General features: G+C 46.1%; 14 protein-coding genes. 6 read left to right on the top strand and 8 right to left on the bottom strand.

Annotated elements, in window-relative coordinates; translation table 11 throughout:
- Window positions 1-4: 4 nt before the first annotated feature.
- The 4 genes from IX95_RS10455 (at window position 5) to IX95_RS10440 (ending at window position 3,668) form a co-directional block, all read left to right on the top strand.
- The gene (locus IX95_RS10455; protein ID WP_038159626.1) at window positions 5-712 is read left to right on the top strand and encodes an ABC transporter ATP-binding protein; all 708 of its coding nucleotides are present in this window, start codon (window positions 5-7) and stop codon (window positions 710-712) included.
- Window positions 709-1,968: an ABC transporter permease gene (locus IX95_RS10450; RefSeq protein WP_038159623.1), complete on the top strand. Its 1,260-nt coding sequence runs from the start codon at window positions 709-711 to the stop codon at window positions 1,966-1,968. Before IX95_RS10455 ends, IX95_RS10450 begins: the two co-directional genes overlap by 4 nt.
- A 2-nt stretch (window positions 1,969-1,970) precedes the next feature.
- On the top strand, window positions 1,971-2,468 hold the full coding sequence (locus tag IX95_RS10445) for a DUF3299 domain-containing protein (protein ID WP_006958339.1): 498 nt from the start codon (window positions 1,971-1,973) through the stop codon (window positions 2,466-2,468).
- 303 nt (window positions 2,469-2,771) lie between these two features.
- Window positions 2,772-3,668: a TIGR03899 family protein gene (locus IX95_RS10440; protein ID WP_038159620.1), complete on the top strand. Its 897-nt coding sequence runs from the start codon at window positions 2,772-2,774 to the stop codon at window positions 3,666-3,668.
- A 105-nt stretch (window positions 3,669-3,773) separates the two neighbouring features.
- Here IX95_RS10440 and pgi read toward each other — a convergent pair whose 3' ends face one another.
- Complete coding sequence (pgi, locus tag IX95_RS10435) at window positions 3,774-5,426, bottom strand: glucose-6-phosphate isomerase (protein ID WP_006958343.1); 1,653 nt, start codon at window positions 5,424-5,426, stop codon at window positions 3,774-3,776.
- Between the two features lie 296 nt (window positions 5,427-5,722).
- On the opposite strand from pgi, the gene IX95_RS10430 reads away from it, so the two are divergent.
- A complete protein-coding gene (locus IX95_RS10430; protein ID WP_019277271.1) occupies window positions 5,723-6,142 on the top strand; it encodes a secondary thiamine-phosphate synthase enzyme YjbQ in 420 nt (139 codons plus the stop codon).
- A 50-nt stretch (window positions 6,143-6,192) separates the two neighbouring features.
- Here IX95_RS10430 and alr read toward each other — a convergent pair whose 3' ends face one another.
- Together alr and IX95_RS10420 are read right to left on the bottom strand one after the other, a co-directional pair.
- On the bottom strand, window positions 6,193-7,278 hold the full coding sequence (gene alr / locus IX95_RS10425; RefSeq protein ID WP_171354852.1) for an alanine racemase: 1,086 nt from the start codon (window positions 7,276-7,278) through the stop codon (window positions 6,193-6,195).
- A gap of 3 nt (window positions 7,279-7,281) precedes the next feature.
- Entirely contained in the window at window positions 7,282-8,694 is a 1,413-nt protein-coding gene (locus tag IX95_RS10420) for a replicative DNA helicase (protein ID WP_006958349.1), read from the bottom strand.
- A 192-nt stretch (window positions 8,695-8,886) separates the two neighbouring features.
- On the opposite strand from IX95_RS10420, the gene IX95_RS10415 reads away from it, so the two are divergent.
- Complete coding sequence (locus IX95_RS10415) at window positions 8,887-9,633, top strand: DUF481 domain-containing protein (RefSeq protein ID WP_038159802.1); 747 nt, start codon at window positions 8,887-8,889, stop codon at window positions 9,631-9,633.
- A gap of 73 nt (window positions 9,634-9,706) precedes the next feature.
- On the opposite strand, the gene rplI is transcribed toward IX95_RS10415, so the two are convergent.
- The 5 genes from rplI to IX95_RS10390 all read right to left on the bottom strand — a co-directional run bounded on the left by rplI (window position 9,707) and on the right by IX95_RS10390 (window position 11,858).
- The gene (gene rplI / locus IX95_RS10410; RefSeq protein ID WP_019277267.1) at window positions 9,707-10,159 is read right to left on the bottom strand and encodes a 50S ribosomal protein L9; all 453 of its coding nucleotides are present in this window, start codon (window positions 10,157-10,159) and stop codon (window positions 9,707-9,709) included.
- 32 nt (window positions 10,160-10,191) lie between these two features.
- Window positions 10,192-10,419, bottom strand: coding sequence for a 30S ribosomal protein S18 (rpsR, locus tag IX95_RS10405; RefSeq protein ID WP_000090472.1), 228 nt, complete (start codon window positions 10,417-10,419; stop codon window positions 10,192-10,194).
- Window positions 10,420-10,522: 103 nt separating this feature from the next.
- On the bottom strand, window positions 10,523-10,903 hold the full coding sequence (rpsF, locus tag IX95_RS10400) for a 30S ribosomal protein S6 (RefSeq protein ID WP_004747103.1): 381 nt from the start codon (window positions 10,901-10,903) through the stop codon (window positions 10,523-10,525).
- 208 nt (window positions 10,904-11,111) lie between these two features.
- Entirely contained in the window at window positions 11,112-11,594 is a 483-nt protein-coding gene (gene bfr, locus IX95_RS10395) for a bacterioferritin (protein WP_006958356.1), read from the bottom strand.
- 75 nt (window positions 11,595-11,669) lie between these two features.
- The gene (locus IX95_RS10390) at window positions 11,670-11,858 is read right to left on the bottom strand and encodes a (2Fe-2S)-binding protein (protein WP_006958359.1); all 189 of its coding nucleotides are present in this window, start codon (window positions 11,856-11,858) and stop codon (window positions 11,670-11,672) included.
- Between the last annotated feature and the right edge of the window lie 360 nt (window positions 11,859-12,218).

Raw genomic sequence — 12,218 nt, 5'->3', positions numbered from 1 at the left:
TCCGATGGTAGAAAACAGAAGTAACAGCGTTGTTGAGCTGGAGCAGGTCACCTTTACCTGGCCCGGGAATCAAAATCCGACACTCGATATCAAACAACTGCATATCACTAAAGGCGAGCACCTCTTTATTAAAGGCCCCAGCGGCTGTGGTAAATCCACCTTACTCGGACTGCTTACTGGTATTAACACCACCAGCAGTGGCCAGTTACGTGTTTTAGGTCAAGACCTTAATCAGATGAAAGGTAGCCAGCGCGACAAATTCCGTGCCGACCATATTGGCTATATATTCCAGCAGTTCAATTTGTTGCCCTATCTTAACGTGGTTGAAAACGTCATCCTGCCATGCCAGTTTTCCGCACAACGCAAATCACAGGTCGATACATCGCTGGTTGAAGACGCTATTCGACTTCTGGAAAAACTTCATCTGCCTGCACATCTGATGGATAAACCTGTCGTAGAACTGAGTATTGGTCAGCAACAGCGTGTCGCAGCCGCTCGTGCTCTGATTGGCAAACCGGCTCTGATCATTGCCGATGAACCCACATCTTCGCTCGACTACGACAACCGCACCGCATTTATCGAGTTGCTCCTTGAGCAGGTCAATCAGGCTCAATCAACCCTGTTGTTTGTCAGTCATGACCCGACCCTGGAAAGCCTGTTCGACCGTACCTTAAACCTTAATCAAATCAATCAGGCAGGAGCTCAACAATGACCCCAACATTTATGCTTGCCTGGAAGAGTGTCCGTAACCGCCGTGTCACTGCCATTCTGACCATATTAACCGTCGCCATTTCGGTCATCTTACTGCTGGGGGTAGAAAGAATCCGTACTCAAGCCAAAAGCAGCTTTGCCAATACTATCTCAGGGACTGACCTGATCGTCGGTGGGCGCTCTGGTCAAGTAAACTTGCTGCTCTACTCAGTGTTTCGCATCGGTAACGCCACCAATAACATTGACTGGAAGAGTTATCAGGAATTCAGCAACCATCGTTCTGTAAAGTGGGCAATTCCTATTTCTCTCGGAGACTCTCACAAAGGTTTCCGCGTGATGGGCACCAACCACAGCTATTTTGAGCACTATCGTTATGGCAAAAAACAAAACATTGCCATCGCTGAGGGACGCGAATTTGACGGTTTATTTGAGACCGTCATTGGCGCTGATGTCGCCCGCTCTCTGGGGTACAAGATAGGCACAGAAATCATTATTGCCCACGGTATCAGTGACGTTGGATTTAGTCGCCATGACAACCTGCCATTTAAAGTTGTCGGTATCCTAGCCCCGACAGGCACCCCAGTAGATAAAACCGTACATGTCTCACTTGAAGCGATTGAGGCGATTCACGTTGGCTGGGAATCTGGTGCCCACTTAGGTAATACACCAAGTGCTGAACATCTTGAAAAGCAAAACTTCCAGCCAAAACAAATCACTGCCATGCTTCTTGGCCTGAATTCCAAAATTCAGACTTTTGCTCTGCAGCGCCAGATCAACACCTACCCTAAAGAGCCACTGAGTGCCATTATGCCGGGTGTTGCGCTGCACGAATTGTGGGGCATGATGTCAGTGGCAGAACAAGCCCTGATGGCGGTTTCAGTATTCGTCGTTATCGCCGGACTACTGGGAATGTTGTCGAGTTTGCTGACTAGTTTGCAGGAACGACGTCGAGAGATGGCTATTCTAAGGGCGATGGGAGCGAGGCCACGGCATGTATTGTCGCTGTTAGTTCTCGAAGCCAGTGCCTTAACCTTAGTTGGCTTAGCTGTGGGTGTAGTAGGTTTATATGCGCTATTGGCCACTGTTGCACCAGTAATTCAACAACAGTATGGAATTAATATTGAGATGGTAGCCATATCCCATTATGAGTGGATATTGCTTGCAGCTGTGCAGTTAGCAGGTACTGTAATCGGCTTTATTCCAGCGTTCCGTGCATACAGACAATCCCTTAGTGATGGGATGACAATTCGGGTTTAAACATGAAAAAGATAATCTTAGTCGTCATGCTAGCCATGAGCTTCATGACGCCCTCTCTGGTTAGTGCTAAAGAAGATATTCTCAAACTGGACTGGATCGATCTGATCCCGGAGAGTGAACGAAAGCAGTTCGATTCGTACGGTATGCCAGTGACTGATCACTCTGGTCAGGCAGCCAAGCAATCCTTGGTGGGTAAGGTTCGCCAGGAACTCAACGGCAGTAAGGTTAAAATACCTGGCTTCGTCATTCCGTTAGAAGGGGATGAGGACAAAGTCACCGAATTCTTATTGGTGCCATACTTTGGTGCATGTATTCACGTGCCACCACCACCGCCGAACCAGATCATCTACGTGAAGTTCCCTAAAGGGGCGCCAGTACAAGAGCTGTGGGATGTTATTTACGTGGTCGGTACGCTGAAAACGGAAACCATCAACCATGATCTGGCTGAAACAGGTTACGTTTTAGAAGGCACCGCTATCGAAGAGTACGATGACTACTAATATTGATTAACATAAAAGCAACCTGTTAATTATCCGCTTTTCTTTATATGTATCTAGAGAGATATACCAAGACGGCTAGATAAACCAGAAATAGTAGGGCAATTGACAGGTGCTTTTTCAGTTTATTCTCATTTAAAAACTTCATAAGCCCCTCAAAAACATCGATAACAATTTTAACAACTTATTATCATTTGGCATAGCGCCAATTTTCAAAGCTTGCTCACATAGTTCCTCTGGCAGCCAATCAGGTTAAGAGGTAAATTTAATAAATACGTTTAACACTTTGATGGGCAAGGAATTCACATGTCGGAAAAGCAAAAGCCAGTGGTTATAGAGCACGAGTTCAGCGCTGAATCACGGCATGAGAAAAAGAAAACCTATATCAAAGATAGTGCCAGCCGGGTGATGAACATTGCTCAAACCCATGGTTTGGATGCCTTATTACAAAAAGACTCACCAGAAAAAACCGCATTAGAACGCGCCCTCATTCGTGAGCGCCGTTATAAAGAGCAGAAACAGAAGAACCTCGAACAAATCCTTAAGCTCGCTCATCTGTCCTGTAAAGATGAAACTGCGGGCGACCCCGATCAGGATTGGCTGCACCGCTTCTTCAACATGGCTCAGGAAGTACACAACTCCTCAATGCAGCGCCTATGGGCACAAGTGTTAAAACGCGAAGTCACCAACCCAGGCTCAACCTCAATGAAAGCGTTAAAGGTGCTACAGGATATGTCTCCAAAAGAAGCACAGACGTTGCAGCGTGCCGCCTCTTTAGCGTGCAGTTTTGGTGGCGATACCAGTCGTAAGCTGTTGATTGGTTATCGGGCACAAGGGGGGATTTTCAGCTTTGGTAAGCGTAACATTACTGGAAATATCAATGTTGGTAATTTTCAGCTTCCCTACTCCAGCCTGTTGGTCTTATTTGAACTTGGCCTGATGCACGGTACTGAGTTGGAGTCTGGTGAAATTGAGCTCGATTCCCCCTTACCACTAACCTATCAGGGCAAGCAGCTGTCACTTCAAGCGCACAGCAAAGGGGTTCGACTTCTCTACTACCGCTTTAGCCCAACCGGTAATGAATTGTGTAAGCTGCTCGGAAACAAGCCGAATATGCAGTATTACGATCAGATGGTCGCTTTGCTCAGCCAGAAGTTCACCGCAAGTACGGATACTAAATCTAGTATCGATACCACAGTATAAGAATTAAGATTAGTAGACCAATAAGATCCGGATGCGATCTGACATCCCTTCAAAACAAAAACGCCAACCCGACAGGTTGGCGTTTTTCACTTCATTCAAAACGGCTTATGCTTTGTACGCTTTGAATGCGTTAATCAGACCATTGGTTGAGCTGTCATGAGAACTGATTTCCGATTCATCAGCTAGCTCAGGTAGGATTTGGTTAGCTAATTGTTTACCTAACTCAACACCCCATTGATCGAAGCTGAAGATATTCCAGATCACACCTTGGACGAAGATCTTGTGCTCGTACATTGCAATCAGATTACCTAGCGTACGTGGTGTGATTTGCTTGACTAGGATCGAGTTAGTCGGGCGGTTGCCTTCAAACACTTTGAATGGTGCTAGCGTCGCTGCTTCTTCTTCACTCTTACCTGCTTTAGCAAATTCCGCTTTGACTGTCTCTTCCGACTTACCAAAAGCAAGCGCTTCAGTTTGGGCAAAGAAGTTAGACATAAGCTTCTGGTGGTGATCGCCTGCAGGGTTATGACTGATAGCAGGTGCAATAAAGTCACAAGGGATCAGCTTAGTGCCTTGGTGAATCAGCTGGTAGAAGGCGTGCTGACCGTTAGTACCAGGCTCACCCCAGATAATTGGGCCTGTTTGGTAAGTCACTGCATTGCCGTCACGGTCAACGTACTTACCGTTAGACTCCATGTTGCCCTGTTGGAAGTAAGCTGCAAAACGATGCATGTACTGATCGTATGGAAGAATCGCTTCAGACTCAGCGCCATGGAAGTTGTTGTACCACAGGCCAACTAGCGCAAGGATCACAGGAATGTTGCTTTCTAGCTCTGTAGATGCAAAGTGGTTATCCATTTCATGAGCGCCATCTAGCAACTCAACAAAGTTGTCGTAACCTACCGCAAGGGCAATTGAAAGACCGATAGCTGACCATAGTGAGTAACGACCGCCAACCCAGTCCCAGAACTCGAACATGTTGTCGGTGTCGATACCAAACTCAGACACTGCTGGTGCGTTGGTAGAAAGCGCTGCGAAGTGCTTCGCTACGTGTGCTTCATCACCTGCTGACTCGAGGAACCAATCACGAGCACTGTGTGCATTGGTCATAGTCTCTTGTGTAGTAAACGTCTTAGACGCTACTAAGAATAGTGTCGTTTCTGGGTTTACTTTCTTAAGCGTCTCAACGATATGTGTACCATCAACGTTCGAAACGAAATGTAGATTTAGGTGGTTTGTGTACGGAGCTAGAGCTTCAGTCACCATGTAAGGACCAAGATCAGAACCGCCGATACCAATATTCACGACATCAGTAATCGCTTTACCAGTGTAACCTTTCCACTCGCCGCCGATGACACGTTCAGTGAAAGACTTCATTTTTTCTAGCACGGCATTTACAGCAGGCATGACATCTTCGCCATCAACCATAACAGGAGTGTTACTGCGGTTACGTAGTGCTGTGTGGAGTACGGCGCGGCCTTCAGTTTGGTTGATTGCTTCACCACTGAACATCGCTTCGATTGCTGCTTTAAGCTCAGTTTCGCCAGCTAATGCGAATAGGTGCTTCATAGTTTCTTCGTTGATTAGGTTCTTAGAGTAATCAACAAGAATGTCGCTACCAAAACGCGTAGAGAATTTGTCAAAACGCGCAGCGTCTTGAGCAAACAGCTCTTTAAGATCCATATCTTGAGCCGATTCGAAGTGCGCAGTCAGCGCGTTCCAAGCTGATGTTTGCGTTGGATTGATATTTTTCAACATGGTTACTATCCCGATGTTACAGTAGGTTTTATTCTACATTGGTTGGCTGGATAATAAGATAAACGACAGCCAGTAGAATCCCCGATTAAGCAAAAATAGTTCGGTTCTCGCACTGCAACAAGCAGCCAGAACTTTGTAATAAATTTTCAAGGTGCAATTATGAACCAGTGTGGCTGCACCATCATTGAGTTAAGTCACGTTAAGTGATTTAGTTACACTCAAACCCATGACTAGCTATTGGCACTCACCTTACCGCCTTAGGTTGAATTTGCCAAATAGATTATAGAGGATGCCATATGTGGGCTCAGAAGAGTATTCAATTGAGCGCGAGAAAACGCGGATTTCATCTCATCACCGATGAAATAGAACAACAAATTCCAGAGATAGCGGATTTTTCTGTCGGAATATTACAGTTATTTATCCAACATACTTCTGCAAGCCTGACCATTAACGAAAACGCCGACCCAACGGTGCGTCATGATATGGAAAAGCACTTTAACCAATTTGTACCGGAGCGTGCCCCTTACTACAAGCATACCTATGAAGGTGATGATGACATGCCCGCCCACATAAAAGCGTCGACCTTAGGGTGCAGCGTGATGATACCCATTAGCAACGGACGATTAGCTTTAGGGACATGGCAAGGAATATACCTTGGAGAGCATCGTGATTATGGCGGAAGCCGCACCCTAGTTGCGACGATTCAGGGCGAATAATAAAAAGGCTGGCTTAATAAGCCAGCCTAAAACGAAAGGTTCGATGTGAGCTATTTGGAATATTCCATTTCAACTCGCGATGTTAGTTTAGTCACCAATTCGTAAGCAATGGTGCCAATATGGCAGGCCACCTCTTCAGCAGGAAGACTTTGTCCCCAAAGGATTGCCTCATCCCCTACCTTATCATTGGCATCTGGACCGAGATCAACCGTCAACATGTCCATCGACACTCTTCCCGCAATCGGTACTTTGCGACCATTGACTAACACTGGGGTGCCATTAGGCGCGGTTCTCGGGTAACCATCACCGTAGCCAATAGCAATAACACCGACTTTGGTGTCACGCTGGCTGGTCCACATTCCGCCATAGCCGACGCTCTCACCGGCTTTTACTTCACGCACCGCAATCAGATGCGACTTGAGCGTCATGACAGGTTGATAGCCCATCTGCTGTGCCGTTTTGTCGTTAAAAGGCGACACACCGTACATTATGATTCCGGGTCTGACCCAATCGAGGTGACTGTTCTGCCACGCCAGTAATCCCGCAGAAGCCGCCAGTGAACGTTCACCTTCACAACCATCGGTGAGGGACAAGAACAATTCAGTTTGTTCTGTCGTGGTGGACTTATCCAACTCATCAGCACAACCAAAATGACTCATATAACGCAGTGGCTTAGCGACATTACGACACGCTTTCAGGCGAGCGACAAAGTCCGTGTATTGCTCCGGTCTGACCCCGAGACGATGCATCCCGCTGTCGATTTTAAGCCAAACCACAACAGGGGTATCCAGCTCTGCTTGCTCAAGAGCTTCGAGCTGCTCTTCACAATGCACAACGGTTTGAATGTTATTGGTCACTAAGACAGGTAAATCACCCGGAGAATAAAAGCCTTCGAGCAACAAAATTGGAGTCACCACACCGCAAGCACGAAGTTGTAACGCTTCTTCAATCCGTGCAACGCCAAACGCATCCGCATCTGTGGCATGCTTAGCAATATGTCTCAAACCATGACCGTAACTGTTGGCTTTCACCACCGCCATGATTTTACTATTTGGTGCTTGAGATTTGATCTGTTTCAGGTTGTGTTGCAACGCATCTAAATCGATAAAGGCGGTTGCCGCTTTCATATAACTCATGCGTTACTCTTCATCCACATCAAACGCTGGGCCAGCATAATTATCAAATCGAGACCACTGACCTTGGAAGGTCAAACGTACCGAACCAATCGGGCCATTACGCTGCTTACCTAGGATGATTTCCGCCGTGCCTTTCATCGGGCTGTCCGGGTGATACACTTCGTCACGGTAGATGAACATAATCAAGTCGGCATCCTGCTCAATCGAGCCTGATTCACGCAAGTCAGAGTTAACTGGGCGTTTATCGGCACGTTGCTCCAAGGAACGATTAAGCTGCGACAGTGCAACCACTGGCACGTTGAGCTCTTTAGCCAGCGCTTTCAGTGAGCGGGAAATTTCAGCGATTTCCAAAGTACGGTTGTCAGCAAGAGAAGGGACACGCATCAGCTGAAGGTAGTCGACCATGATCATCGACAAGCCACCATGGTCACGCGCAATGCGTCGTGCACGCGAGCGGACTTCGGTTGGTGTCAGACCTGAGCTGTCATCAATGAAGATGTTCTTCTTCTCCATCAACAGCCCCATCGTAGAAGAAATACGCGCCCAATCCTCATCATCCAGCTGACCAGTACGAATCTTAGTTTGGTCAACACGAGAAAGCGATGCCAAGGAACGCATCATCAGCTGTTCAGACGGCATCTCAAGAGAGAATACCAGCACAGGTTTATCATGCGCCATGGCTGCATTTTCAACCAAGTTCATCGCAAAAGTCGTTTTACCCATCGACGGACGCGCGGCAACAATCACCAGATCCGAGCCTTGCAAGCCTGCGGTTTTCTTATTCAGGTCAGTGAAACCAGTCGTCACCCCTGTGACACCATCTTGCGGTGACTTATACAGGATTTCGATACGCTCAAGCGTCTTTTCCAGAATGTTATCAACGTTCTGTGGGCCTTCGCTTTCAGTAGTGCGTGATTCGGCGATAGCGAAAACCTTACTCTCTGCCATGTCGAGCAGATCTTCCGATGTACGTCCCTGAGGATCGTAACCCGCATCAGCAATCTCGTTCGCGACCCCAATCAGTTCACGCGTCAGAGCACGTTCTGCGACAATGTCAGCATAAGCGTTAATGTTCGCTGCACTTGGGGTGTTTTTGACCAAGTCTGCTAAATAGGCGAAACCACCGACATCATCAAGCTGCTCACGCTGCTCAAGGAATTCGGAAAGTGTAATAAGATCAAGAGGCTGGCTTTCTTCTAAAATCGCCTGAGACGCTTCAAACATCAAACGGTGGGGGCGACTGTAGAAATCTTTCGCTACCACTCGCTCAGCGACCGTATCCCAGCGCTCATTATCAAGCAACAAACCACCAATAACCGACTGCTCAGCTTCCAACGAATGCGGAGGAACCTTGATTGCGTCCACTTGGGCGTCTGCTGGTTTTTGATTACGATTGTCTGTTCTGGAATCTGCCATGCTCTTGCTCAACAACTTACTTGTGACCGCTCATTATAGCCAGAATGAGACGGATGTCTGTAATAAACAAGGAGTTTGAAAGCTTCTCGTGTAGAATTAACTTAGAACTGACGGAATTAGAGTGAATACCCTCTACTATTCCCCCCAATTTTCCCATCAAATAAGAGGTAATGAGTGGCGAAACTTTGGCTCATGAGTGCAGGCCTGCTGTGCAGTTCCGTGGTCTATGCGGATGAGGCGGTACAAAGTCAAACCGATATTGAGATACCCTCCCCCTGGGACACCGAAGTCGAATTCGGTTATCAGTCGCACACCGGAAACTCAGACTCGCGCTCTCTCAACTCTAGACTCAGCGCTGAATACCTCTCTGGCCGCTATAGAACCAGCGGTGAGTGGAAGTACTACCTACTCTATAAAGATGGGGAAGAAGATAAACGTCAGTCGACCTATACCGCACAGAGCGACTACAAGCTTGGGCCTAAGACATACCTTTACGGTAGTTTCAAAGGCGTAGATTCTCGCTACAGTGCCTACTTTAAGGACTACACACTTTCGGGCGGTTTAGGTTATCAGTTTTCCAATACCGAGGTGTTTGTACTGGAATTAGAACTGGGCCCAGGTTTTCGCTATCAAGAACCAAATACCGATGAGATTGGCGACAGTGATATCGTATTCGAGGAGACGGTGAAAGAAGCCATTTTCCGAGGCAACGTCAATTCAAGCTGGCAGGTGCTGAAAAACCTCAGCGTAGCGGGCGGCGTCACTCTCGTCGCCGGTGACAGTAACCTCAGAGCGGATACCGATATCAACGTGACCAACAACATCACAGAGGATATCGCCCTTAAACTCGCCTACACTCGTCAATATCATGACCGAGTGCCAGAAGGGCTGAAAAAAGCAGACAGCATCTTTTCTGTCAACTTGCTGTTCTTATTCTAGTCTTACTCTCCAAACGCCAGACGTAAAAAAAGCACCTCTAAGAGGTGCTTTTAAAATACGTCTTGATACTGAATTACTCAGCAGCAACAACTTGTAGGTTAACTGTCGCGAAAACTTCAGAGTGAAGTTGAACGCTGATCTCGAACTCACCAGTGTTACGTAGTGCGCCTTCTGGAAGACGAACTTCGCTCTTCGCAACTTCAACGCCAGCAGCAGTGATTGCTTCAGCGATGTCACGAGTACCGATAGAACCGAATAGTTTACCTTCGTCACCAGCTTTAGAAGCGATAACAACAGCTTCTAGAGCGTTAACTTTCTCAGCACGAGCTTCTGAAGCAGCTAGTTTCTCAGCAACTTTAGCTTCTAGTTCAGCACGACGAGCTTCGAACATTTCAACGTTAGCTTTAGTTGCCATAACTGCCTTAGCTTGAGGGATAAGGAAGTTACGAGCGTAGCCAGATTTAACGTTTACAGTGTCACCAAGACCACCTAGGTTACCGATTTTATCAAGTAGAATAACTTGCATTGCTTAATCCTCTTTCTTAATAAAACGACCGATTACTGATGCTTGTCAGTGTACGGTAGTAGAGCTAGGTAGCGAGAACGCTTGATAGCGCGAGCTAGTTGACGTTGATACTTAGCGCTTGTACCAGTGATACGGCTAGGTACAATTTTACCAGCTTCAGTGATGTAGTTTTTAAGAGTTGCTACGTCTTTGTAATCAATCTCTTGTACGCCTTCTGCAGTGAAACGGCAGAATTTACGACGACGGAAGAAACGAGCCATGGGCTATCTCCTGATCTTAAATTTAAAAAAGTTGTCTGCCTAAATAAACACATCCGAGTAAACTCGTGAGTTATCTAGACTGAGTACTAATTCTGAGTAGTAATTACTCAGCAGCTGCTTCTGGCTTAGCTTCAGCACGCTCTTCGCGACGAGGAGCACGCTCTTCTTTCTGCTTAAGCATGATAGATTGCTCAGTGATAGCCGCTTTAGTACGCATGATCATGTTACGTAGAACTGCATCGTTGAAACGGAAAGCAGTTTCTAGCTCATCGATTACAGCTTGGTCAGCTTCAACGTTCATTAGAACGTAGTGAGCTTTGTGAAGCTTGTTGATTGGGTAAGCCAGTTGACGACGACCCCAGTCTTCTAGACGGTGGATAGTACCGCCAGCTTCAGTGATAGAACCAGTGTAACGCTCGATCATGCCAGCAACTTGCTCGCTTTGATCAGGGTGCACCATGAATACGATTTCGTAATGACGCATTGGTTGCTCCTTACGGATTATTCAGCTTCCACAATTGGCCCGGTCGTCCAGAGGAAGCAAGGAACTAAAGATAATTGACCGAGTTTTAAGGAGCACGAATAGTACAGAATGAATGCAATTTAAGCAAGAAAAATGTGATACAAGTGGAGGTAAGCTGGTAGGGATAGAGCAGCGTATCGCACGCTGCCCGGGATTGTTCTAATTCTGACTAGTCATCATCTTCATCAACATATTGAGCCTGCAAGTAATTTTGAATACCTGTCATGTCGATCAAGCCAAGTTGCGTTTCAAGCCAGTCTACGTGTTCTTCTTCATCTTCCAATATATCCTGAAACAGATCTCTGGATACATAATCGTGTGTGTCTTCTGCGTAAGCGATGGCAGCTTTTAGATCAGGTATCGCGGCCATTTCTAACTTAAGGTCGCACTCCAGCATCTCTTTGGTATCTTCGCCGATCATTAACTTACCAAGATCTTGCAAGTTAGGGACGCCTTCAAGAAACAGAATACGTTCAATCAAATGATCCGCATGGTTCATTTCATCGATGGATTCGTGATACTCCTTATCGGCTAGATGCTTTAAGCCCCAGTCTTTATACATTCGTGCATGAAGGAAATATTGATTAATGGCAACTAACTCATTGCCAAGGATTTTATTGAGATGTTGAATAATGATTGGATCGCCTTTCATGACAAAAACCTCCTCTTTGGCTCCAATTAAACTGTAGAACCAATTGAGAAGGTGTCAAAAAGCCACGAGACTGTTTTAGCTCGCTTTTTGGTACTGTACTACGCCTGTTTCATTAAGGATTTCCTTCGCCATCTTGACACATTTGCCACATTGGCTGCCAAGCGCGGTACATTTCTTTATGCCTCTGATATCAGTTATGCCTTCTTCTAAAGCTAACTTTTTGATTTTCTTGTCAGAAACTCCGTGACACAAACAAACGTACATAAATGAAACCCGTAATACAACCTAGGAGAAAAATATAAACAATAATTGTTCTTATTACCAGTTGCATTTTTGGAGGTATTAAGACTGATTTGTTATATCAAAAATAGGAAAAAGCCTGCACAAAACACTTACGCACTTAACCATAACAATGGTAATGAAATAAGCCTTGATAACTGTTTGATTTAACGAATAAAGAAAAGAGGAATTGGTGAGTGAGTGAAGTTATCGGACAATTTTTTTTATAACCAAAAATCAAAAAAGAGAAGCCGAAGCTTCTCTTTTTCTAGATGCGCTTTCTTCATAAATGAAGAAAAGTGCAAGATTTCAATTAATTCCTAAGAATTAGTCGAAGATCTTAGC

The sequence above is a fragment of the Vibrio sp. B183 genome, from assembly GCF_000740665.1.
Classification (GTDB): domain Bacteria; phylum Pseudomonadota; class Gammaproteobacteria; order Enterobacterales; family Vibrionaceae; genus Vibrio; species Vibrio coralliilyticus.
Note: the sequence above shows the minus strand (reverse complement) of the source record. Positions and strands in the feature narration are given on the sequence as shown.